This window comes from Streptomyces sp. NPDC101132 (assembly GCF_044759225.1).
Taxonomy (GTDB): Bacteria; Actinomycetota; Actinomycetes; order Streptomycetales; family Streptomycetaceae; genus Streptomyces.
Map to the genome: position 1 here is coordinate 92,149 of NZ_JBIVYX010000020.1, position 23,004 is coordinate 115,152.

The following is a 23,004-nucleotide window of genomic DNA, read 5'->3' on the forward strand; positions in this document are numbered from 1 at the left end:
GATGGGGGTGACAGTCGTGCCGACGTCGAGCGAGGACGTCTTCGGTGCGCCGTGCTGGGTCAGCCTCACCGCGCGTGACCTGGAGGCGGCCCAGCACTTCTACGGAGCGGTCCTGGGGTGGCACTTCCGCCCAGGCCGCCTCGGGGACGCGTTCAGCGTGGCCTTCGTGAACGGGGCGCCCGTGGCGGGCATCGGGGCGCTCGCCGAGAGCTTCGCGGTCTCGGTGGCCTGGATCCCGTACTTCGCCGTGGCGGACGCCGACGCGACGGCCGCAAAGATTCGCGAGCGCAGCGCCACGGTCGCCGTGGGCCCGCTCTCCTTCGGCCTGGGCCGCGCGGCCCTCGCCGCCGACCGGGACGGCGCGATCTTCGGCATCTGGCAGGGCCGGGTGATCAGGGACTGGGCCGTCGGCCGCAGCCGCGCCCCCGCCTGCCTGGAGCTCTACACCCGGGACGCCTTCGCCGCGGCGATCTTCTACGCCGAGGTCCTCGACTGGGCCAGCGGCCGCGAGGGCTGCTGCGAGGTCTCGTACGAGAGCGACCACGTGGTGCTGCGCCACGGGACGGGTGCCGTGGCCCGGATCCGCGGCGGCGCCGTCGACGAGGCGCCGGACCCGCAGGTCAGGCCGCGCTGGCACGTGCACTTCCGGGTGCCCGAGCTGTCCCGGGCCATCGACACCGCCACGCTCCTCGGCGGGACCGCGGTCACCCCCGTGCGCGCCGACGGCACCCACAACTGGATCACCCTGCGGGACCCGGAGGGTGCTCTGTTCACGGTCACCGCCCCGCTCCCGGCCGACCTGGCCGGCGCGCCGGTCGCGGCCGCGGGGACCGGCAGCCCGCTGGACTGACCGCCGGTCCCGACATCGACCCGGGCCCCGGGAGTCCGAGGGCCCGCGTGTGCCGGATTCGGCCTAGGCCATCGGGCTCCCGGGCCAGGGCTGATCGCGCCACTTCCGGCCCGTCGGGGTGGCGCTCGCGCCCAAGATCCAGATGCTGGGCACATGGAGTTCCCCGTGCGCCCGCTCCGGGCCCAGACCGTTCCCGACCTGCCCGGCGGCCCGGGGTGGTGGTTCGAGCCGGAGTTCGACGGCCAGCGCACCCTGCTCTTCCGGGACGAGGGCGCGGTACGGCTGCACACCGGCACCGGGCGGACCGTCACCGCGCTCTGGCCGGACCTGGTGCACGCCGCCCGCCGGCTGCCGCCCGGCACGGTCGTCGACGGGGTGGCGGTGATCTGGCGCGACGGCTGCCTGGACCCGGGCGCCGTGCACGCACGGGCCGGGGCGAGCCCCGGGCGGGCCCGCGAGCTGGCCCGGACGCTGCCCGCCTCGTACGCCGTCTTCGACCTGCTCGCCCACCCCGTCCACGGCGACGTCCGGGCCCTGGGCTACGCGGAGCGCCGCGGGCTGCTGCTGGACGTGCTCGGGGAGCCGGTGCCCCCGCTCCAGCCGGTGCCCGCCACGGACGACCACGAGACCGCGCTGATCTGGTACGAGGCGCTGCGCGACCAGGGCATCGAGGGCGTTCTCGCCAAGCCGGAGGACTCCCCGTACCGGCCGGACGCGGCGGACTGGCGGTGCCTGCGGCACTCCGAGAGCGCCGAGCTGCCGGTGGTGGGCTACACCGGGGCGGCCTCGCTGCCCAAGGCGCTGGCCGTGGAGCTGCCCGACGGGCGGCGGGTGCTGACCGAGCCCCTGGGCGCGGGCCCGGCGGCCCAGGCCGCGCCGTTCCTGACCGCCGCGGGTGCCGGGGAGCGGGCCCGTACCGGGGACGGCGAGGCGTACGCCGGCACCGCGCCGGGGCTGGTGGCGCTGGCCCGCACGGGCACCGCCCGGCACGCGGCGGTGCGGGTGGTGGCCGTCCGGCGGGCGCCCGGGTCCGGGGGGCCCGGGGGCGGGGGAGCGGCGTAACCTGGAAGTGGACTCGGGGGCCGTTCGTCCCGCCGGGAGGCGGTAGGCCATGGCTGGAATCCTGCAGAGGAACTTCGACTCCCCCGACGAGACCCGCCCGTTCGAGGAGAGCAGCGGCAGGCTCGACGTGATCAACACCCCCAAGGGGCCCGTCGGACGGGCCGTCTTCGAACCGGGCTGGCAGTGGTCGAAGCACATCAAGCCCATCGCGGGGACGGAGAGTTGCCAGTCCGCGCACACCGGCTACATCGTCAGCGGGCGGATGAAGGTGGTCATGGACGACGGGGAGTCGACGGAGTACGGCGCCGGTGACTTCATGATCGTAGACCCGGGCCACGACGCCTGGGTGCTGGGCGACGAGCCCTGTGTGGCCGTCGACTGGACGGGCTTCGGCGAGTACGCCAAGCGCTCCTGACGGCCTGTCGCACTCACGGGGTGCGGCCGCCCCGCCGCCGAACGCGCCGGTCCCGGACGGCTGTCGAGCCGTCCGGGACCGGGTGGTGGTGCGGGTGGTCCGGGTGCGTGTCCCGCCGTGACCTGGAAGCGCCGTGACCTAGAAGGTCAGGTTCCAGGCGTCGATCCTGCCGACGTCCTGGCTGGCGATGTCCTGGACGCGCAGCTTCCACGTGCCGTTGGCCACCTCGGACGAGGCGTTGACCGTGTAGGTCTTGAGCACGTTGTCGGTGCCGTCGTTGTTGGCGAAGTCCTCCAGCAGGTAGACCGAGCCGTCCGGGGCCACCAGCGAGATCACCAGGTCACCGCGGTAGGTGTGCTTGACGTCCACGCCGACCTTCAGCGTGGCCGGGGCGTTGCCCGTCACGCCGGAGACCGTCAGGGGGCTCTCCACCGTCGCGTTGTCGTTGACGGTGACGTCGGTGGTGGTCTCGAAGAACTTGCCGGGCGGCGGGGTCGCGCCGACGGCCTTCAGGGCGTCGGTCTGGCCCTCGCCGAAGAAGCCGTTCTTCGCGGCGGTGCCGGTGCAGCGGCTGTCGGACGGGCAGGCCGTGTCGTTGGCCTGGGTCGCCAGCGCGTTGCGCAGGTCGGCGGGGGTGTACGTCGGGTTGACGCTGGCGAGCAGCGCCGCCACGCCCGCGACGTGCGGCGAGGCCATCGACGTACCGTTCTTGCTGCCGTACTTGCCGCCCGGCAGGGTCGAGTACACGCCGGACGCGCCGTCGCCGCCCGGGGCCGCGATGTCGATGACGTCACGGCCGAAGTTCGAGTACGAGGCCTTGACGTTGCCCTGGCCCATCGCCGCGACCGTCACGACGCCCGGCAGCTCGGTCGGGATGTCGAGGCAGGCGTTGGTGATGGTGCGGGTGACCGGCGTCGAGTCGTTCGGGCTCTCGGTGTCCGTGGTCTTGTTGGCCAGGTCGATGTTCGAGTTGCCGGCCGCGGCGACCTGGAGCGAACCCTTGCCCTCGGCGTAGGCCTGGGCGCGCCTGACGCCCTCGATGATGGCCGCCTGGTCCAGGTTGTCCGGGCAGTTGAACTGCCACGGGTCGGTGTAGTAGCTGTTGTTGGTGACCTTGAAGCCGTGGTCGCCCGCCCACATGAAGCCGCAGATGGTGTTCTCGGCGAAGAAGAGGGTCGAACCGGGCTCCGCGATGCGCACCGAGGAGATCTTCACGCCCGGCGCGACGCCGATGACGCCCTTGCCGTTCTTGGCGGCGGCGATGGTGCCGGCCACGTGCGTGCCGTGGGTGTCCACGTCACGCCAGGCGCCGGTCCGGGTGTCGGCCTTGCCGTAGGCGCAGGAGGCCGAGTCCGCCGCGTTGAAGTTGGGCGCGATGTCCTGGTGCAGGTCGTCCACGCCGGTGTCGAGCACGCCGACCTTGACCGAGGCCGAGCCGGTGGTCACGGCCCAGGCCTGGTCGGCCTTGATCTGGGTCATGTCCCAGCGGTTCGACTCCGTCAGCGTGGTCGGCGTCTGGGCGGGCGCGGTCGGGATGGCCGGGTTGTACGCGTCGGCCGGGACGTCGGAGGTACGGGTCGCACCCACCTGCTGGACGCCGGAGACCGAGCGCATGGCCGAGGCGAACGTCGACGAGGTCGAGTGCGCCACGATGACGCCGATGGCGTCGTAGGAGGCGAAGACCGAACCGCCGTTGTTCGCGACGGCGGTCCGGACGGCCGTGGTGTCACCCGGCGTGGTGATGACCAGGTAGGCACGGGTGCCCGCGGCCCAGCCGGCGACGGCGGCCTTCGCTGCGGTGCGGGCGGAAGAGGTGGGCGTTGCCTGGGCGCGCGGAGTGTCCGACGTGGGTGCTGCGTTGGCGATCCCCGAGGGGGTCACGAACACGGCGGCGGCACTGAGCGCGGCGACCGCGACCGCGGTGCGGCGCAGTCGTCGGGATATGTGGGGAGTCAATGCGTCCTCCGAGGGTCCGATGGGGCTGGTGGCGCCATCGGGCCAGGTGAATAAAGGGGCGGACGCAAGATGTCACGTACATGCCCAGTTAGGGAAGAGCCTTGTTTTCCCGCCGCGTTCAGGCCAAGGTTGATCTCTTACGCGCCTCCGCGCCGCCGTTTTTCCCGCCACCGCCCCGGGGCCCCGGCGACGGCGCGGCGCCGCACGGTCAGGCGGCGGGCTCCAGCAGGCGGTCGCGCAGGCGCCCGAGCAGCTCCTCGTCCACGCCCAGGTGGCCGGTGGCGTACGCGTGGGCCGAGCCGTACGTCGCCGCCAGGTCCGCCAGGAACAGCCGGATCACCCGCTCCGGCGCCCGCCCGTACCCCGGCCAGCGCATCTCCCGGCCCGGGTGGGCCGCGTGCCAGTCGGCCAGCAGCCGCTCCGTGGCCAGTTCGGTGAGCGCGAAGTCGGCCGCCACGGTGTCCTCGTCGACGCCGAGCAGCACCAGCACCAGGGCCGCCAGCAGGCCGGTGCGGTCCTTCCCGGACGCGCAGTGGAACACCTGCGGGTCCTCGCCCTCCGCGATGACCTCCAGCGCGTCGCGCAGCTCCGCCGCCCCGTCCAGGGCCACCTCGGCGTACCGGTCGGCCAGGTAGCGCCAGGGGTCCAGCTCCGGGTCGATCTCCGCCTGGTCGTACGGCCGGTGCTCGATGCTCAGGTTCACGTACGCCAGGCCCTCGGCCTCCGGCACCCGGCCGCGGGACGCGATCTCCCAGGGGTAGCGCAGGTCGATCACGGTACGGATGCCCAGCTCCCGGAACCGCTCCCAGTCCGCGCCGGCCAGCTTGCCCAGGGAATCGGCCCGGTACAGCCGCCCCCAGCGGACGGCCCGCCCGTCGGCGGTGCGGTAGCCGCCCAAGTCGCGGAAGTTGTGCAGCCGTTCGAAGTTCAGGTGTCTCGTCACGGGCCACACCCTAAGCAGGGAATACGATCTTCCGCCCGGGCGTGACGCGTCCCACGCTGCCGGGGCGCCTGCGGGACCGGGTGGTGCCGGCCGCCATGGCGCGGCCCGTCAGTGTGGGCCCCGTGCACATGGAGGGTCCCCGGAGCCGCGCCTAGATTCCCGGTCATGACGAACGCACCGCACTCCGCGCCCCCGCCGCTGTCCGGCCGCACCGCGCTGGTCACCGGAGGCGGCGGCGGCATCGGCCGGGCCTGCGCCCACGCGCTCGCGGCCGCCGGCGCCGCCGTCCACGTGACCGACCTCGACGCCGACGCGGCCAAGGCGGTCGCCGACGCCGTCGGCGGCACCGCCCACGTGGCCGACCTGGCCGACCCGGCCGCCGTCGAGGGCCTCCCGGCGGCGGTCGACGTCCTCGTCAACAACGCCGGCCTGCAGCACGTCGCGCCGCTGCACACCTTCCCGCCCGAGCGCTTCGCCCGCATCCAGCAGGTCATGGTCACCGCGCCGTTCCTGCTGATGCGCCACACCCTGCCGCACATGTACGCACGCGGCTGGGGCCGCGTCGTCAACATCTCCAGCGTCCACGGACTGCGGGCCAGCGCGTACAAGTCGGCGTACGTCGCCGCCAAGCACGCGCTCGAAGGCCTCAGCAAGGTCCTCGCCGTCGAGGCCGCCCCGCACGGCGTGACCAGCAACTGCGTCAGCCCCGGCTACGTCCGCACCCCGCTCGTCGAGGGCCAGCTGCGCGACCAGGCTGCCGCCCACGGGCTGCCCGCCGAGGAGGTGCTCGCGCAGGTGCTGCTGGCCCGCTCGCCGGTCAAGCGGCTCATCGAGCCCGAAGAGGTGGCCGCCGCCGTCCTCTGGCTCTGCGGACCGCACACCGGCCACGTCAACGGCACCTCCCTCGCCCTGGACGGCGGCTGGACGGCCACCTGACCGGCCCGCCCGCGCCCCGGGCACGGCCCGCCCTTGCCCCCGAGCACGGTCCGCCCGCGCCTCCCGAGCACGGTCCGCCCGCGCCCCGAGCACGGTCCGCCCGCGCCGCGGAGCCCGGCGCGTGAAGGCCCGGCTTCCGGGTACCGGCGCGGTGTGGACGACAGGGCACGGATGGCCTCGATCGGCTCGCTGGACGAGCTGGTGGGACTGCTGGCCGCCGGACGCGGGCTCTACGTACGGTGGTCGATGGGCCCCGCCGTGGACCTGCCGACGGTGAGCAGCCGTGACGACCTGACCGGGGTCGCGCTGCCCGGCCTGTCCGCCAGCCTGCTGGACGCCGAACCCTGGTGGGGCGACCGGCCCCTGCGCACCTGGGTGGCGCGCCGGCTCTACGACTACGCGCACCTGCCGCGCGTCAGGGACCGCCGGGTGCGCCCGTGGCTCCTGCGCGGCACCGAGACGGGCCGCGGACCCGACAACGAACCCCTGGTCCGGGACGTCGAACCGCTGGGCTGGATCGACGAGCGGGTGATCGACGAGGCCGTCCGGGAGGTGGCGCGCCACAACGGCGACTGGGGTCCCCTCGACCGCCTGCGCCGGGGCCGTGGGGCGACGCGCGGCCCCGGCGGCGGGACGCCGGGCGCCCGGGGCGGCGGATGACGGTCCGCCGCCCCGGGCGTCGCGTGCCCCCGGAGGGCCGGGCCGGTCCCGGCCGCCCGGTCCTCGCCCGCTCCTAGTCCTTGCCGCGGCCGGTCATCCGGTCGCGGAGGCGGTCGACCAGGCCGATGCCCGGCGCGAGGAGCTTGTTGGCCGGCGGCTTGTCGGGAGTGGAGGGGTGCGGCCGGGTCGGGGCCGTCTTCTTGGCCTGGCGGGCCTTGTCGCCGAGCTTGTCCAGGAAGTCGTCCGGGCACTGGCTCCGGAGCCGGGGGAAGAGGTTGGACTCCTCGTCGGCGATGTGGTCCCGCACCTCCGTCATCAGCCGCCCCACCAGGTGGTCGAACTCGGGGTCGCCCGCCTCGCAGCCCTCCAGCTGCTTCATCAGCCGCTCGACGGTGGCGTGGTCCTCCAGCTCCCGGTCGGCCAGTCCCTCGCCGTCCGTGACGTGCTCGCGCACGGCCGGGTACAGGTACGCCTCCTCGGCGACCGAGTGGCGCACCAGCTCGATGGTCGCCTGGTCCGCGAGGTGCTTGCGGCGCTCGTCGCCGGACGGCAGTTCCTCGATCCTCGCGAAGAACTCCTCGACCTCCCGGTGGTCGGCGATGAGCTCCTCGATGATGTTGCCGCCGTGTCCCATGTCACTGTCTCCTGTCGGTACGGGGCAGCCTTGCTGCGGTCACTGGCGCGGCTTCCCGCTTCCCCTCCGGATAAAGTGGGGAACGGCAGATTTTCGAGCCCGGGACGGCCACGATGCCTGCGGAACTGCCCCTCTCCCCGCTGATCGCCGCCACCACGCAGTGGCTGACCAGCGCTTTCCCCTCCGCACGCGGCGCCTTCCAGCGGAGCCTCGCCGAGGCCCAGGCGCGCCAGGCGGTGACGGTCGCCGCGTGGCTGCGCTACCCCAGCGAGTTCGACGTCCAGCTGCTGGCGCTGACGGGCCCCGGGGGTGCGGCGAAGCTCGACTGGATCACCGGTGCCGACGCGCACGCCCACGAGCACGGCCGGCAGGCCTGGCGCACCTGGGTCGACGAGGTGGTGGCGAGCTGGGCCGCCTGCCTGCTGAGCACGCCCGGCCTCGCCGAGGCCGCCGTCCTGACCGTCTCGGGCTCGGTGCACTCCGGGCCGGTGCCGGCCGACTTCCGCCGCCTGGCCAGGCCCGGGGAGGACGACCGCCGGGCCGCCGCCCTCCTGCGCCACCCCGACCTGCTGGCCCCCATCGCCGACCTGCACCGGGCGGAGCTGGTGGACCTGCTGGGCGGCCCGCGGAGCTGAGGGCCCGTACGTCTCAGCCGGAGGCCGGCAGGACGGCGGGGGAGGCGGCTCCGGGGACCAGGACGCGCGGCCTGCCGGTGCCGTCCGCGGGGACGGACCAGACGTCGTTGGTGCCGTCGCCGCGCTGGAGGGCGTACGCGACGGTGGCGCCGTCGAGCCAGGCCGCCTGGTCGTCCACCGTCCGGGTCTCCGCCAGCTCCGTGCGGCGCAGGGTCGCGAGGTCGAGGACGGACAGGCGCCAGCCCTTGGCCGGGTCGCCGCCGACGGCCTGCTTGAAGGCCAACCGCCTGCCGTCGGGCGACAGCGACGGGCACTCCACGTTGTCCGCGAGGGTGCGCAGGGTCCTGGCCGCCAGGTCCCCTTCCACCAGGGACCGGGTGCCGGCGCTGGACACGGTCGCGTAGAAGCGGTTGCCGTCGGCGGCGAAGGTGACGCCCCAGACGTTGACGTCCGCGGCCCGGTACCGGCGTCCCTCCCGGAAGACGGCGAAGTCCTCCAGGGAGGACTCCAGCCGTCCCGTCCGCGTGTCGAGGATGCCGGTCCTGGTCGAGAAGCCGCCGCCGGCGTACGAGTCGCCGCCGACGAACGTGGTCCAGGCGACCAGCCGTCCGTCGGGGGAGACCCGGGTGCGGTTGGGCAGGCCGGTCAGGGAGACCGTGCGCCGGGTGCGCAGGTCCTCGTCGAGGACCAGCAGCCTCGGGGCGCTGAGGGCGCCCGCGGGGGTGAGGCAGGCGGTGGTGCCGCCGGCCGTGTACGCGCGGTCGCAGCGCAGCTCCGTGACGGTGCGCGGCCCCTTCGGGTCGGTCAGGGAGACGGTGGACAGCAGCCCGTTGCTCAGCACGCGCAGCCCGGCGCCGGGCTGCCGGGGCCCGCCCGCGGGGGCTCCGGCGGCGGTGGCGCCCGCGGGCGGCCCGGCCGCCGCGTCCTGGCGGGCGAGCACCACGGTGGTGGCCGCCAGGGCCGCCAGTACGACGGCGGCGGCCACGGTGAGCAGGATCCGGGAGCGCCGGGTGAGGCCGTTCATGCCCTGTGTGCCGTGCGTGCCGTTCGTGCCGTTCATGAAGGGGAACCGGTCCTTTCACCCGGGGTCCGGGCATCGGGGGCGCCACCGGGGGATCCGGGAGCTCCGGTCCGGGGGCGGAGGGCGCCCGGGAAGGCCCGGGAACCGAGGAGGAACGCCGTCAGCACATCGGTGAGGACCACGGCGACGGCGGCGCCGCGGCTCGCGGCCGCGCCGCCCCACGCCTGCCAGGCCAGGCCGAACAGCACCGAGGAGCCGAGGTAGGCCAGCGCCTGGCCGCTCTGCACCAGCGCGATGCCCGTGGTCCGCAGCCGTTCCGGCAGGACCGGGCCGGCCAGCGCCATCAGGACGCCCTCGGTGGCGGCGTAGAAGAGGCCGTACAGGACGAGGACGGTGACGACCAGCGCCGGGCCGCCCAGCGGGCCGTGCAGCAGCAGGTAGACCGCGGCCAGTACGCCGTACCCGCCGAGCAGCACCGGGAGCCGCCCGATCCGGTCGGCCAGCACGCCGAGGGGGGCCGCCAGGAGCAGGTACGACAGGCTCGTTCCGACGGCCAGCAGCGGGAACCAGCCGAGGGACAGCGACTCGCGCCGCTGGAGCAGCAGGTAGACGAAGCCGTCGCCGACCGTGGCCAGTCCGAGGAGGCACGAGGCGCCCACCAGGCGCCGCACCGGGGCCTCGCGCAGCAGCCGTCCCACGGCGCGCGGCGAGACGGCACCCGCCGGCGGGCGCGGCTGCCGGCGGTCCCGTACGAAGAGGACGAGGACCAGCACGCCGAGCGCCGCCACGCAGAAGCTGGTCACGAAGACCGCGTCGAAGGACCGGGCGTCGGCCGGCCGGCCGACGGCCGTGACCGTGAGCACGGCCAGCGCCGCGAGCGGCCCGAGGAAGGCGCCGACACTGTCCATCGCGCGGTGCACCCCGAAGGCCCGGCCCAGCGCATGACCGGGTGCGGACAGGGTGATCAGGGCGTCGCGGGGAGCCGTCCGCAGCCCCTTGCCCGCCCGGTCGGCGGCCAGGACGAGGCCCAGCGCCGGCACGGAGCTCCCCGCCGCCACCAGCCCGAGTTTGGCGGCGGCCGACAGCCCGTACCCCGCCCCGGCGACGGCCTTGCGCCGGCTGACGCGGTCGGCGACGTAGCCGCCGGCGACCCTGAGCAGCGCCGTGGCCCCGGTGTTGAGGCCGTCGAGCAGGCCGTACGCCGCGGGGCTGAGCCCCAGTCCGAGGACGAGGTACAGCGGCAGGACGGCGGTGACCATCTCGGCGGAGACGTCGGTGATCAGGCTGACGCCGCCGAGGGCGACGACGTTGCCGCCGACCACCTTCCACCGGCCGCGGCGGCGGCCCGGTCCCGGGGCGTCGGACGGCAGGTCCGTCCTGCCGATCGTGGAGAGATACACGGGGGTTGCGACCTCCGGGTACGGGGGCGGATGCCGCCCGCCCCGCCGGGGAGCGGGTGGCGCGGGCGGCATCCGGCCGGAGCGGGTGCGTCAGTGGCAGGTGCCGGAGCCGCTGTCGTTGTAGGTCTTGCCGGCCTGCGGGACGAACTGCCAGTCGTAGCTGTTGGCGTGCAGGGTCAGCTTCAGGACGCCGAAGGTGTCGTTGTTGCGGGCCTCGCTGTTGGGCTGGATGGTGCCGAAGCCGTAGAGGCTCGCGCCGCCCATGCCGGCGACGAACTGGCGCAGGCCGCGCGCGGTGTCCAGCCGGCCGCTCGGGTCCTGCGGGGCGAAGCGCTCGTACTGGTGGTTGTGGCCGGTCAGGATGACCTCGGCGTTGTGGTCGTACAGCGCCTGGACCAGCGGGCCCGTCGAGGGGTCGCCGGCATGGCTGGAACTCGACGTCCAGCGCGGCTTGTGCCAGAGGGCCACCGTGCACTGCTTGGTGCTCGCGGCGAGGTCGGCGCGCAGCCACTGCTCCTGGGCGGAGCCCGCGCTCATGGAGACCTCGGAGTTGAGGGCGACCACGTGCCAGGCGCCCAGGTCGTACGAGTAGTAACCGCGGCCCGAGGGACCGGCGTTGGCGCCGAAGTAGCCGAAGTATCCCGAGGCGCCGGAGGTGTGGTAGTCGTGGTTGCCCGGGACCGGACGGGTGCGGGCCTTGTGCCGGCCCCACGTCGGCTCGTAGTAGGTGGAGAAGTCCGAGGCGGTGCCGTTCGGGTAGGCGTTGTCGCCGGTGGTGAAGACGGTGCCGGATATGTTGTCCAGCAGGTTCGCCGTCACGCTGTCGCCGGAGCCCGTGGTGGCGATGTCACCGGCCCCGACGAGCACCGGGTCGCCGGTGGGCGGGGTGGTGCTGGGGCTGGGCGTGGGCGTGCTGCCGGTCTCGACCACCAGCTGCGGTGCGGTGGTGCCGGTCTCGCGGGAGTCGTAGTCCGCGCCGTTGCTGCTCGACGAGGTGACGCCGATGCCGAAGGTGCCGTTGCCGGTGACGTACGAGGTGACGTCGACCTCGTACCAGGTGTTGCGGGCGACCGCGCCCAGGGTCCCGAGGGTGGCGCCGCTGATGGACGGCCTGTTGTTGTACGTCACGGAGGTCTCGGACCAGCTGGTGTTCGACATCGCGCGGAACGTTCCGCCGCTGCTGCTCTCGGCACCGGAGACGTCGTCGACGTGGACGCGGAGCGTGGCGCGGGTGACCGGCTGGGTGATGCCGGAGACGTCGAACCGGAGCAGGGTCTGCTTGACCGGGCTGTTGTCGACGCCGAGCTGCTGGGCGGTGCCGTAGTTGGTGCCGGCGTTCAGGCTGTCGACGGAGGCGTCGGCGGTGGCGGTGAAGGTGGTGCCGGCCGCCGCCGCCGAGGGGGCGAAGGCGGTGAGGGCGGTGGCGGCCAGGGCGGCCGAGGCGACGGTGCCGACGAGGGCCGCTGTGGTGGCCTTCCGACTGGGCATGCCGAACCTTTCGGTGGGGGACGGGAGCGACACGGAAGGTAGATGCCCAGTGAATCGCCCAGATGTTCCAACGGAGTTGACCCGGTGGCCACCGGATGAACCCCACAAGACCCGATCCGGCCACGGGCGGCCTCAGCCCCGCCGCCCGGCCCGTCCCCTCGCGCTCCCGTCGGCAGGCCGTCACCGAACCCTGCCCCGTCCCACCCACCCACCCATCGGAGCCTGTCCCGGGGCGGCCCGCGGCAGGCTCTCACTCGGGTCAGGCCCGGCTCCGCCTTTGCAGCTGGGCGAGGTGGACGACCACCGTCGTGTAGAAGCGGTCGACCGACTCGCCGACGCTCCTGATGAAGCCCGACTCGGTGTTCCCCCGCGCCCCGCCCATCCCCTTGAACAGCGAGAGGCGGAAGCCGGTGATCGGTGCGCCGTCCCGGGGGAGCAGGTCGCCCGGTTCCGGCCGCAACCGTTCCAGGGTGCCGCGCGGACCGTTGTTGGCCTCGACCAGTGTCTCCACGTGCAGGTCGGCCGGGGCCTCGGCCAGGACCCGGACGAGCCGCTTCGCGGTCGTGAGGGGGTAGCCGCCCTCCGGCGCCGGCACGTCCATGGACGTACGGAGCTTGCCGGTCCGAAGATCGGCGGTCAGCCCCAGGATCCCGGGTGAGCCGTCCACCCGGATCTCGGCCGACAGCCGGCCCTCGAAGCACAGCGTGTCCGCTGCCTCCGCCCGGCGCGCCTGCGGGTCGCCGCCCCGGCGCGCCCGCTGTACCGGCAGTGCCTTCTGGCCGAGCTCTCCGCCGAGCCGTAGGCACAGCTGGCGGACCAGGCGCTCCCAGCTCTCCACCACCTCGGCGGCGCGCGGGTCGCCGGCGGACAGCGTCTCGGTCTCGATGCCGGTGCGCACCGGAACCCAGGACGGGCCCATGTTCTGGAAACCGTGGCAGCCGGAGTTCTCATGGTGCAGGTAGTGCAGCAGCTCCTGCAGCAGCCAGGCGTGGGCGGCGTTGCCCACGCCCTCGTGCCGGATGAGCAACTGCGCGTGCTGTGCGACCTCCGCCCATGAGAGGTGCCAGAGCCCGACCTTGTGCTTGCGCCGGCCGTCGAGCTTCACGGTGACGAGGGGACTGCCCTCGAGCGCGACGTCGTTGGAGAGCGTGATCACCGCTTCGTAGCCGCGCCGGGCGGCGATGTCCATGTAGTCCTGGACCTGCTCGTCCTTGAGCGGGTTGCCGTTGGTCTTCGTCTCCACGAGTGCCGTCCACAGCTTGCCGGCCCGCTCCACCCGGATCACGCCGTCCGGCCTGCGGGGAGACTCGCCGTGCGGCAGGGAGACCTCGGTGAACGTCTGCATGCGGCCGGCGGGGGCGCCGAAACCGGCGGTGAGCCGACGTCCGAACTCGGGTACCTCGGCCATGACGGACAGCAGGACGGACGTGGCCCGGGCCTCACGTTCCCGGTCGCTCTTGGTGTGCGGCAGGGGGAACAGGCGGGCGGGCCTCCATGACTCGTTCTCCGCCAGGGACTTCTTGGCGGCCCGCGGGACGGTGATCTTCTTCTTGGCCGTGCGGACGGCCCGGGGGCGGGCCGGAGCGGTCGAGTCGCCGGGCCCCGCCTGGGCGGGAACCAGGGGAGCGTCCGGCCCACCGGGAGCGGCGACGGCCGCGCCGACCACGGCCGCACCGGCGACGGCAGCACCCGAGGCGACCGCCCCCGCGCTGCCGGCGCCCGCGAGGGCCGCGCCGGCGCCGACGACTCCCGCGGCGACGACGGCCGTGCCGATGACGGGCCCACCGCCGGTGCCCGGCCCGCCGGCCCCGGACGAAGCGGTCCCGGGGCTTGCGGAGGACCCGGCCGAACCGTCCCCGGAGCCTGCCCCGTCCGCGGCCTCAGCCGCATCCGCCTCCTCCTCGTCGTCGACGACCGCGATGCCGAAGTCGGTGGCGAGCCCGGCGAGTCCGGAGTCGTAGCCCTGGCCCACGGCCCGGAACTTCCATTCCGCGGCGCGCCGGTAGAGCTCTCCGAAGATGAACGCCGTCTCGGCACCCGCGTCCGGGATCGAGAAGCCGAGGAGCGCCTCGCCCGACCCGTCGGAGAGCGTCAGCCGGAGGTCGGCCAGGTCGCCGAAGCGGGCACCGCCGTACCGGCTGGCCGCCACGACGATGCGTGCCACGTCCGGCGCGACGGCCGTGAGGTCGAGACTGATGCGGTCCTCGCTGCCGTCGGGGGTGGGGACCTTGCCGAGCAGTTGGACGCTGCCGTCCTTCGCCGCGGGCTGGTTGTAGAAGTAGAAGTCGCCGTCGTCGCGGACCTTGCCGTTCTCGTCGAGCAGGATCACCGAGACGTCCGCGTCGCCGTCTCCCGAGGCGCTGCTCCAACTGAGGCCGGCGACCACCGCGCCCGGCTGCTCGGTGAGTGCGGAGAGCGCGACGTTGGCCCCCTTGGGCATTTCGTGCATGTGGAGTCCCCCCGGACCCGCGGCCGCCGGCGTCGGCTTCCGGGCAGCCGTGTCCAGTCGATCGGTTGGTGCTGTGACGTGACACACGTTTGTGGCCAGTGAGTGAACCGTAACTGTCCGCATCCATGGGGCGGGAGGGTGCTTTTCGGCCAGCTCGGCGGAGCTCGGTGTGGTGGTTGTGGGGGTGCTGGGGGGTTCAACTGTGGGGGTCCGCCACATACGCGGGTGGGCCGGGCGCTTCTACGGTGTGGCGACACGACTCGTCCCCCCGGAACCCGCTCGGAAGTGGTGACTATGGCCGCCAAGGCAACCGCTGCAACACCCCCCGGCTCCATCAGGCGCATCGTCGGTGCCAGCCTGATCGGGACCACCATCGAGTGGTACGACTTCTTCCTCTACGGCTCCGCCGCCGCGCTGGTGTTCAACACCCTCTTCTTCCCCGCCGCCGACCCGCTCACCGGCACCCTCATCGCCTTCGTCACCTATGCCATCGGCTTCCTCGCGCGGCCGCTCGGCGGGATCGTCTTCGGCCACTTCGGGGACCGGCTCGGGCGCAAGAAGCTGCTGGTGATCAGCCTGCTGCTGATGGGCGGCTCGACGTTCGCCATGGGGCTGCTGCCCACCCACGCCACCATCGGCTCCGCCGCGCCCGTGCTGCTCACCGTGCTGCGGCTGGTGCAGGGGTTCGCCCTCGGCGGCGAGTGGGGCGGCGCCGTCCTCATCGTGGCCGAGCACGGCGGGGACCGGAACCGCGGGTTCTGGGCCTCCTGGCCGCAGGCCGGCGCGCCCGGCGGCAACCTGCTCGCCACCGGCGTGCTCGCGCTCCTCGCCGCCGTCCAGTCCGAGGAGGCGTTCCTCGCCTGGGGCTGGCGGATACCGTTCCTGCTCTCCGGTCTGCTGGTGGTCGTCGGCCTGTGGATCCGGCTCTCGGTCGCCGAGTCACCGCTCTTCCTGGAGGCGCAGGCCCGGGCCGAGGCCGCCGCGGCCGGGGGCGTCAAGGACCGGGCGCCCGTAGTCCAGGTCTTCCGGAAGTCCTGGCGCGAGGTGCTCACCGCCATCGGTGCCCGGTTCGGCGAGAACATCTCGTACTACGTGCTGACCTCCTTCCTCCTCGTGTACGTCACCGTCCACCTCGGCCTGCCCAAGAGCGCCGCGCTCAACTCCGTCCTCATCGGCTCCGCCGTCCACTTCGTCACGATCCCCGCCTGGGGCGCGCTCTCCGACCGGATCGGCCGCCGCCCGGTCATCCTGATCGGCTCCGTGGGCATGGCGGCATGGGCCTTCGCCTTCTTCGCGCTGCTCGACACCGAGTCGTTCCCGGTCATCGCGCTCGCCGTGACCGCGGGCCTGCTGCTGCACGGCGCGATGTACGGGCCCCAGGCCGCCTTCGTCACCGAGCTGTTCGACACCCGGGTGCGCTACTCGGGCGCCTCGATCGGCTCGCAGCTGGCCTCGATCGTCGCCGGGGCGCTCGCCCCGATCATCGCCGTCGAGCTGCTGAAGGACTACGGCTCCGCCACCCCGGTCTCCGTCTACCTCTGCCTCGCCGCCCTGGTCACCACCCTCACCGTGGTCCTGGCCCGCGAGACCAGGGGCCGGGCGCTCGCCGACGCCGGTGCCGCACCGGTCTCCGCCCCGGCCGCCGAGCGGGTCTGACGGCCGGGCGTCCTACCATCCGGACCATGCACAGCTCTCAGCACGAAGCCCCCGCCGGCGGCGGCCGGGCCGCCCACGCGGCCCGGCTGCTGCTCGACCTGCTCGCCCAGGGCGGTACGGCCGAGGAACTCGGCAGGGTGGCCGAGGCGGCCCGCGCCGCCGGGGCCACCCCGGAGGAGCTGGCGTTCATCGCCGGGGCCACCGACGCCGCCCGCGGCATCCACCGCACCCTCGGCCAGCACCGCCGCCGCGAGGCCGAGCTGGAGGCCCTCTTCGACACCGCGGGGGACCTGGCCGGGCTGCGCGACCTGGACGCCGTGCTCCGCGCCATCGTGCGGCGGGCCCGTACGCTGCTGCGCGCGGACGTCGCGTACCTGACCCTGCACGACCCGGCCGCCGGGGACACGTACATGCGGGTCACCGAGGGCTCCGTATCCGCCGCCTTCCAGCAGCTCCGGCTCAACATGGGCGACGGGCTCGGCGGCCTCGTCGCGCAGACCGCCCGCCCGTACGCGAGCACCGACTACCGCACCGACACCCGCTTCCGGCACGTGGCCGCCATCGACACCGGCGTCGCGGAGGAGGGGCTGCGCGGCATCCTCGGCGTCCCGCTGCGCCTGGGCACCCGGGTGATCGGGGTGCTGTTCGCCGCCGACCGGACGGTACGCGAGTTCACCCAGGACGCCATCGCCCTGCTCGGCTCCCTCGCCGACCACGCGGCCATCGCCATCGACGGCGCCCGGCTGCTGGAGGAGACCCGCGGCGCGCTGGTCTCGCTGGGCGCCGCCAACCAGGCCATCAGCCGGGCCGCCGACACCCACGACCGGCTCACCGACCTGGTGCTGCGCGGCGGCGAGGCCGGCGACGTGGCCCGGGAGACCGCGGCGGTCCTGGGGGGTGCCCTGGTCGTGCACGACGCCGACGGCAGCGAGCTGGCCCGTACCGGGCCGGCGGCGGCCGCACCCCCGCCCGCCGGCGTGGCCGCCTCCCGGGCGGCCGGCCGGGCCGTGGCCGTCGACGGCGTGTGGGTGTGCGCCGTGCTCGCCGGACCCGAACTGCTGGGCTCCATCGCCCTGTCGGGGCGGGCGGAGCTGCCCGACACCGACCGGCGGCTCTTCGAGCGGGCCGGCCTGGTCACCGCACTGCTGCTGCTGATGCGGCGCTCCGTCGCCGAGGCCGAGGACCGGGTGCGCGGCGAACTCCTCGACGACCTGCTCACCCTGGCCCCCGACGCCGGCGCCCGGCAGGTCTCCAGCCTCGCGCTGCGGGCAGGCCGGCTCGGCGTCGACACCACCCGGCCGCACAGCGTGCTGCTGGCCCACTGCGCCCCGGAGGCCCGCTCCCGGCTGGCCACCGAGGCGGCCCGGCATGCCCGTGCCCTGGGCGGGCTGGCCGGCCCGCACGGCGGCCACGCCGTCCTGGTCGTCCCCGGCACCGAGCCCGGCCCGCTCGCCGCCACCCTCGCCGCCGATCTGGGCCGGGCCACCGGCACCCCCGTCACGGTCGGCTCGGCCGGACCGGCCGCCGGCCCCCGGGACTTCCCCACCGCCTACGCCGAGGCCACCCGCTGCCTGACGGCCCTGCACACCCTCGGCCGCACCGGGGACGGCGCGGCGCTGGCCGACCTCGGGTTCGTCGGCGTGCTCCTCGGCGACCGCACCGACCTCACCGGGTACGTCGAGCGGGTCCTGGGCCCCGTCATCGCGTACGACCGCAGCCGCGGCACCGAACTCCTGCGCACCCTGGACGCGTACTACCAGCAGGGCGGCAGCCTCACCCGCGCCAAGGACCACCTGCACGTGCACATCAACACCGTCACCCAGCGCCTGGACCGCGTGGCCCGGCTCCTGGGCAAGGACTGGAACAGCCCGGCCCGGGCCCTGGAGACGCAGCTCGCCCTCCGCCTGCACCACCTCTCCCGGGGCTGACGCGGCGGCCCCGGCCCCGCTGCGGATCACCGCCGGTCCGCACCCTGGTGTCCGCCGGGGCGGGGTGGCAGCATGCCGCGCATGACGGGGACTGTGGTGAGCGGGACGGGGCAAGGGCCGCGCGGCTGGCCGGTGTTGGGGAACCTGCCGGCGTTCGCGCGGGATCCGCTGGGCTTCTTCGAGGACCTGCGCGACCGGCACGGCGACTGGGTCCCGTGGGCCCTCGGACCGCAGCGCAACCTGCTGGTGTCCCGGCCGGAGCACGTCGTGGAGCTGATGGGCGCGGTCGAGGACACCTTCCGGCCCCCCGAGCTGGGCTGGGCCTTCCGCCACCTGCTCGGCGAGGGCGTGGTGCTCAGCACCGGTGCCGACTGGCGGCGCAAGCGGGCGCTGGTGCAGCCCGCCGTGCGGCCCCGCCAGGTCAAGGCGTACGCCGCCACGATGATCGACTGCGCCGACGCGGTGGCCCGCGGCTGGCGCGACGGGGCGCGGATCGACGTCCAGAAGGAGATGGCGGCCCTCACCCAGCGCATCGCGGTCCGCACCCTCTTCGGCACCGAGACCGGCGGCCGCGAGGAGGCCATCGGCGGCGCGATGGCCGTGGCCCAGCGCGAACTCGGCGCCGAGCTCCGCGGCGTCACCGTCTTCCTGCCGCCCTGGGTCCCCACCCCGGGCCGGCGCCGGATGCGCGCCGCGGTGGCGCAGCTCGACGAGGAGATCGCCCGCGTGATCGCGGCCCACCGGGCCGCCGCGGCGGCCGGCGAGGAGCGCGAGGACCTGCTCAGCCGGCTCCTCGCGGCCCGTGACGAACAGGGGCTGCCGCTCACCGAGAAGGAGCTGCGCGACGAGTCCATCACCCTCTACATCGGCGGCCACGAGACCACCTCCACCACGCTGACCTGGACCTGGCAGCTGCTCGCCCGGAACCCCGCCGCGCGCGAGCGGCTGGAGGAGGAGCTGGCGGAGGTGCTGGGCGACCGGCTGCCCGGCCACGACGACTACGCACGGCTCCCGTGGACCCGGCAGGTGGTCAAGGAGGCGCTGCGGCTCTACCCGCCGATCTGGCTGATCACGGCGATCGCGGGGGAGGGGGCCACCCTCGGCGGCCGGCCGGTGCCGGCGGACACCTCGGTCTGGTGCAGCCAGTGGTCGGTGCACCGGGACGCGCGCTGGTTCCCCGACCCGGACGCCTTCCGCCCCGAGCGCTGGACGCCGGGCAGTGAGGACCAGGCCGACGAACGCGCCTGGTTCCCCTTCGGCGGCGGCCCCCGCGCCTGCCTCGGCGCGCGCTTCGCGATGGTGGAGGCGGTGCTGCTGCTGGCCGTGCTGGCCCGGCGGTTCCGGATCGAACCCGAGGTCCCGGTCGGCCGCCCGTTCACCGGACTCACCCTGGTGCCCCGGGCTCCCGTCACCGCCCGGCTGCGCTCACTACGCTGAGGACGCATGCACGTACTGAGCAGCCGGATCCTGCTGACGCCCCGTGACCCCGCCCGCAGCCGCGCCTTCTACGGCGGGGCGCTCGGCCTCGCCGTGTACCGCGAGTTCGGCACCGGCGAGGAGCGGGGCACGGTGTACTTCCTGGGCGGCGGCTTCCTGGAGGTGTCGGGGCGGTCCGCCGAGGGCCCGGCGCCGGGTCTGCGGCTCTGGCTCCAGGTCGCCGACTGCGCCGCCGCGTACGAGGAGCTGCGCGCCCGGGACGTCGAGGTGCTGCGGCCCCCGCTGCGGGAGCCGTGGGGGCTCGTGGAGATGTGGATCACCGACCCGGACGGGGTGCGGATCGCGGTGGTCGAGGTGCCCGAGGACCATCCGCTGCGGTACCGGCCCTGAGGGGGCGGTCGGCGGCGGGTACGGGCCGGTGCCGGCGCACCACCGACGGGCGGGGGGCCCGTGCGGACCGACCGTGGCCCGTACGGCGCCCGGCGTCGCGAACGCCCCTACCCTGCACGGGTGGTGACGGTGGGACGGAATGCTGAACGGACGGCGAGCCGGGGCGGTCACCGGTTCACGCGGCGGACACCGGCAATTTCCTACTGACCAGTAGACATGGGGGCGCGCCCGGTCCATCTTGGGCGTGAACATGCCATGTCCAGCGGTGGCCCCGCCAGGCCGCCGTCGCGTCCAAGGAGCAACCCCCCCATGCCCAAGGCCATGTTGAGAGCCCGCACGACCGCCGTCGCCGCCACCGCGGCAGCCGCTGCCGCCGCCCTGATCGCCTCGGCCACCCCCGTCCAGGCCGCCCCGGCCCCCGCCAGGACCCCGGCCGTGGCCGCCGCCGCACCGCTCGCCAGTGCCCCCGGCGGCAACGCGGCCATCCTCGGCATCGACTACAACGCCTGGCTCCGCGACGTCGGCGCCGTCGTCGACGTCGCCCGCCCGTACGTGCAGCAGCGCCTCGACGCCTCCCCGGCGGGCGAGAAGCCGGCGATCGTCCTCGACATCGACAACTCCTCGCTGGAGACGGACTTCCACTACTTCTGGACCTGGCCCACCCCGGCCATCTCCCGGGTGCGCGACCTGGTCGCGTACGCCCACTCCCGCGGTGCCGCCGTCTTCTTCGTGACCGCCCGCCCCGGCATCGTCCACGCGCCCACGCTCTACAACCTGAAGACCGTGGGCTACCCGGTCACCGGCCTGTACGTGCGGGACCTGCCGGACCTGTTCGAGGAGGTCAGCACCTACAAGACCGCCAAGCGCGCCGAGATCGAGGCCCGCGGCTACACGATCATCGCCAACATCGGGAACAAGCCCGGCGACCTGGTCGGCGGCCACGCCGAGCGGACCTTCAAGCTCCCGGACTACGACGGCAAGCTCTCCTGACGCGCCGCACGGGCCCGCGGGGCCCGGCGCCCCGGCCGCGCACCGGAATCCGGACGGCGAAACCCGGTTGACGGAGCCGGCCGCGGGCGCTGGGATGGCCTGCCCGTCCACTGCGAAAGGCAGGCCGTGCGCTCGACTCCCGTGACCCCCGAGGGCGATCTGATCCGCTGGACCGAGTTCCCCGGCCGCGCGCCGGTCCGGGTCTGGCTGCACGGACTGGGCGCGACCTCCGCGTACTTCAACGAGATCGCGCACCACCCGCTGCTCGCCGGCCACCGGTCCCTGCTGGTCGACCTGATGGGCCACGGGCTGAGCGACCGCCCGGCCGGGTTCGGCTACGCGCTGGAGGACCACGCCGACGCGGTGGCCGCCGCCCTGGCCGCGGCCGGAGTGGCGGACGCCGAGGTGGTCGGGCACAGCATGGGCGGCGCGGTGGCCATCGTCCTGGCCGCCAGGCACCCGCGCCTGGTCTCCCGCCTGGTGCTGGCCGACGCGAACCTCGACCCGCTGCCGCCCGTCCCCGGCGCAGCCGGGAGCAGCGGCATCGCCTCGTACACCGAGGAGGAGTTCCTGGCCGGCGGCTGGGCCGAGGTCCGCGACCGGGCCGGCGACCACTGGTGGTCCACCATGCGGCTGGCGGGGCGCACCGCCCTGTACCGCAGCGCCGTACGGCTGGCCGGCGGCAGCCGGCCCACGATGCGGGAGCTGCTGACGGGCCTCGACGTACCGCGCACCTTCCTCCACCCCGAGGCCGACGGCGCCCCGGACGGGGCCGACGCCCTGGCCGCGGCCGGGGTCGCCGTGGTCCCGGTGGCGGACTGCGGGCACAACATCATGCTGGACAACCCCGACGGCATGGCGGCGGCCACGGCGGCCGCCCTCGCCCGGCCCGCCTGACGCGGCGCCCCGTCTCGGGCGGGGATCCCGGCCGGTCAGCCAGTCAGCCGGTCAGCTGGTCGCCGGGGGCCCGGTGACACGGGCCGCGATGGTCCGGGCGCAGTCCAGGGCCTCGGTCCGGGTGGTGTCCACCTCCACGTCGTAGGTGACGCCCCGGTGGACGAGGGGGTGCTGCGTGGCGGCCATGCCGGGGGCGCGGTCGCCGCGCGCGATCTCGCGGGCGGCGAGGACCTCCGGGTCGCAGTGCACGCCCACCCACAGCACGTCCAGCCCGTCCAGGGCGTCGTGCAGGCGCGCCTGCGACGCGGCACCGCCGAGGAACACGTCGTCCACGACGATCCGTGCTCCGGCGCGGGCCATCGCGGCGACACCGGTGTTCCAGGCCTGCTCCAGGTCGCGGAAGCCCGCCCCGACGCTGACCTCGCCGTCCTCCCCGAAGCCGATGCCGAGGCCGCCCTCGCGCATCGCCGCCGGCAGGGTGTCGATCAGGGTGTCCACCCCGATGGCCAGCCAGGGGTCGGGGAGCACGGCCTGGAGGCAGCGGGCGATGCCCGACTTCCCGGAGCTGGAACTGCCGTTGAGTACGATCACCTGGGTCATCCGGTCAGCCTAGGAGCTGTCGGAGGCCCGGCGCCGCCGGTTTTCCCGGGGCCTCTCGCCGTTCCCGGGCCGGGCCCCTCGTCCCTCCCGACCCCCACCCCTCACCGCTGCTCCCCGGCCGCCCCCGGGCACGCGGCGCCCTCCGCCGCCTCCGCACACAGGCCGCCCTCCACCTTGTTCAACAGCCGCAGGAACTCGGCGCGTTCGGCCTCGTCCAGGCCGCGCAGGGTGAGTTCCTCCAGCCGCCGCCACGCGTCGCGCACCTCCTGGAGCAGTCCGCAGCTGGCCTGGGTGGCCTCCACCAGCGCCGCGCGCCGGTCCGCCGGGTCCGGCATCCGCCGCACGTGCCCGGCCTGCTCCAGGCGCTGGAGCATCTTGGTGACCGTGGACGGGTCGAGGCCCACGGCCCTGATGAGCTCCGACTGGCGCACCGGTCCGTTGTCCCAGAGGTGCATCATCACGAACTCCTGGCCGGGGTAGAGCCCGAGTTCCTTCAGCAGCCTGCCCGCCACCGTGCGGTGCAGCCGGGCCACCCGGCTCACGGCATGGCTGACGGGCCCCTCCAGTTCGGCGCCGGGCGCCGCGGTACAGCCGGAGGTGGCGCCGGTGTCGGCGGCGGTTTTCATGATCGCTCCCTGGCGGTTCGGACTCGCTCCC

21 protein-coding genes are annotated in these 23,004 nt (G+C 74.6%); 12 read left to right on the top strand and 9 right to left on the bottom strand.

Annotated elements, in window-relative coordinates; genetic code table 11:
- Position 1 precedes the first annotated feature (1 nt).
- The 3 genes from ACIQUR_RS32980 to ACIQUR_RS32990 all read left to right on the top strand — a co-directional run bounded on the left by ACIQUR_RS32980 (position 2) and on the right by ACIQUR_RS32990 (position 2,327).
- Positions 2-850 carry a VOC family protein gene (locus ACIQUR_RS32980; RefSeq protein WP_403672557.1) on the top strand — a complete coding sequence of 283 codons (849 nt, stop codon included), beginning with the start codon at positions 2-4 and terminating at the stop codon, positions 848-850.
- Positions 851-1,003: 153 nt separating this feature from the next.
- On the top strand, positions 1,004-1,912 hold the full coding sequence (locus ACIQUR_RS32985) for a hypothetical protein (protein ID WP_403672560.1): 909 nt from the start codon (positions 1,004-1,006) through the stop codon (positions 1,910-1,912).
- 49 nt (positions 1,913-1,961) lie between these two features.
- Complete coding sequence (locus tag ACIQUR_RS32990; RefSeq protein WP_403672563.1) at positions 1,962-2,327, top strand: cupin domain-containing protein; 366 nt, start codon at positions 1,962-1,964, stop codon at positions 2,325-2,327.
- Between the two features lie 138 nt (positions 2,328-2,465).
- On the opposite strand, the gene ACIQUR_RS32995 is transcribed toward ACIQUR_RS32990, so the two are convergent.
- Both ACIQUR_RS32995 and ACIQUR_RS33000 read right to left on the bottom strand, forming a co-directional pair.
- Positions 2,466-4,283 (bottom strand): S8 family peptidase, encoded by a 1,818-nt coding sequence (locus tag ACIQUR_RS32995; protein ID WP_403672566.1) that lies wholly within the window; start codon positions 4,281-4,283, stop codon positions 2,466-2,468.
- A 208-nt stretch (positions 4,284-4,491) separates the two neighbouring features.
- Positions 4,492-5,226 carry a tyrosine-protein phosphatase gene (locus ACIQUR_RS33000; protein ID WP_403672568.1) on the bottom strand — a complete coding sequence of 245 codons (735 nt, stop codon included), beginning with the start codon at positions 5,224-5,226 and terminating at the stop codon, positions 4,492-4,494.
- 165 nt (positions 5,227-5,391) lie between these two features.
- On the opposite strand from ACIQUR_RS33000, the gene ACIQUR_RS33005 reads away from it, so the two are divergent.
- Together ACIQUR_RS33005 and ACIQUR_RS33010 are read left to right on the top strand one after the other, a co-directional pair.
- Positions 5,392-6,162 (top strand): 3-hydroxybutyrate dehydrogenase, encoded by a 771-nt coding sequence (locus ACIQUR_RS33005; protein WP_403672570.1) that lies wholly within the window; start codon positions 5,392-5,394, stop codon positions 6,160-6,162.
- A gap of 171 nt (positions 6,163-6,333) precedes the next feature.
- Positions 6,334-6,822 carry a DUF6098 family protein gene (locus ACIQUR_RS33010; protein ID WP_403672707.1) on the top strand — a complete coding sequence of 163 codons (489 nt, stop codon included), beginning with the start codon at positions 6,334-6,336 and terminating at the stop codon, positions 6,820-6,822.
- A gap of 73 nt (positions 6,823-6,895) precedes the next feature.
- On the opposite strand, the gene ACIQUR_RS33015 is transcribed toward ACIQUR_RS33010, so the two are convergent.
- Positions 6,896-7,456, bottom strand: a complete 561-nt coding sequence (locus ACIQUR_RS33015) for a hemerythrin domain-containing protein (protein ID WP_403672573.1) — start codon at positions 7,454-7,456, stop codon at positions 6,896-6,898.
- Between the two features lie 113 nt (positions 7,457-7,569).
- On the opposite strand from ACIQUR_RS33015, the gene ACIQUR_RS33020 reads away from it, so the two are divergent.
- Complete coding sequence (locus tag ACIQUR_RS33020) at positions 7,570-8,091, top strand: hypothetical protein (protein WP_403672576.1); 522 nt, start codon at positions 7,570-7,572, stop codon at positions 8,089-8,091.
- A 13-nt stretch (positions 8,092-8,104) separates the two neighbouring features.
- Here ACIQUR_RS33020 and ACIQUR_RS33025 read toward each other — a convergent pair whose 3' ends face one another.
- The 4 genes from ACIQUR_RS33025 to ACIQUR_RS33040 all read right to left on the bottom strand — a co-directional run bounded on the left by ACIQUR_RS33025 (position 8,105) and on the right by ACIQUR_RS33040 (position 14,449).
- The gene (locus ACIQUR_RS33025; protein WP_403672579.1) at positions 8,105-9,151 is read right to left on the bottom strand and encodes a TolB family protein; all 1,047 of its coding nucleotides are present in this window, start codon (positions 9,149-9,151) and stop codon (positions 8,105-8,107) included.
- Positions 9,148-10,512 carry an MFS transporter gene (locus ACIQUR_RS33030; protein ID WP_403672582.1) on the bottom strand — a complete coding sequence of 455 codons (1,365 nt, stop codon included), beginning with the start codon at positions 10,510-10,512 and terminating at the stop codon, positions 9,148-9,150. Before ACIQUR_RS33030 ends, ACIQUR_RS33025 begins: the two co-directional genes overlap by 4 nt.
- A gap of 90 nt (positions 10,513-10,602) precedes the next feature.
- Entirely contained in the window at positions 10,603-12,000 is a 1,398-nt protein-coding gene (locus ACIQUR_RS33035; protein ID WP_403672585.1) for a DNRLRE domain-containing protein, read from the bottom strand.
- A gap of 259 nt (positions 12,001-12,259) precedes the next feature.
- Positions 12,260-14,449: a TerD family protein gene (locus tag ACIQUR_RS33040; RefSeq protein ID WP_403672587.1), complete on the bottom strand. Its 2,190-nt coding sequence runs from the start codon at positions 14,447-14,449 to the stop codon at positions 12,260-12,262.
- Between the two features lie 294 nt (positions 14,450-14,743).
- On the opposite strand from ACIQUR_RS33040, the gene ACIQUR_RS33045 reads away from it, so the two are divergent.
- From ACIQUR_RS33045 to ACIQUR_RS33070, 6 genes are all read left to right on the top strand, one after another.
- Entirely contained in the window at positions 14,744-16,105 is a 1,362-nt protein-coding gene (locus ACIQUR_RS33045) for an MFS transporter (protein WP_403672590.1), read from the top strand.
- Positions 16,106-16,131: 26 nt separating this feature from the next.
- Positions 16,132-18,033, top strand: coding sequence for a helix-turn-helix domain-containing protein (locus tag ACIQUR_RS33050; protein WP_403672593.1), 1,902 nt, complete (start codon positions 16,132-16,134; stop codon positions 18,031-18,033).
- 81 nt (positions 18,034-18,114) lie between these two features.
- Positions 18,115-19,470 (top strand): cytochrome P450, encoded by a 1,356-nt coding sequence (locus tag ACIQUR_RS33055; protein ID WP_403672596.1) that lies wholly within the window; start codon positions 18,115-18,117, stop codon positions 19,468-19,470.
- Between the two features lie 6 nt (positions 19,471-19,476).
- Positions 19,477-19,860, top strand: coding sequence for a VOC family protein (locus tag ACIQUR_RS33060; protein WP_403672599.1), 384 nt, complete (start codon positions 19,477-19,479; stop codon positions 19,858-19,860).
- Positions 19,861-20,169: 309 nt separating this feature from the next.
- A complete protein-coding gene (locus ACIQUR_RS33065) occupies positions 20,170-20,850 on the top strand; it encodes an HAD family acid phosphatase (protein WP_403672601.1) in 681 nt (226 codons plus the stop codon).
- Positions 20,851-20,976: 126 nt separating this feature from the next.
- Positions 20,977-21,747, top strand: a complete 771-nt coding sequence (locus tag ACIQUR_RS33070; protein ID WP_403672604.1) for an alpha/beta fold hydrolase — start codon at positions 20,977-20,979, stop codon at positions 21,745-21,747.
- A 51-nt stretch (positions 21,748-21,798) separates the two neighbouring features.
- On the opposite strand, the gene cpt is transcribed toward ACIQUR_RS33070, so the two are convergent.
- Together cpt and ACIQUR_RS33080 are read right to left on the bottom strand one after the other, a co-directional pair.
- A complete protein-coding gene (gene cpt, locus ACIQUR_RS33075; protein ID WP_403672710.1) occupies positions 21,799-22,338 on the bottom strand; it encodes a chloramphenicol phosphotransferase CPT in 540 nt (179 codons plus the stop codon).
- A 110-nt stretch (positions 22,339-22,448) separates the two neighbouring features.
- On the bottom strand, positions 22,449-22,973 hold the full coding sequence (locus ACIQUR_RS33080; RefSeq protein ID WP_403672606.1) for a MarR family winged helix-turn-helix transcriptional regulator: 525 nt from the start codon (positions 22,971-22,973) through the stop codon (positions 22,449-22,451).
- Positions 22,974-23,004 lie beyond the last annotated feature (31 nt).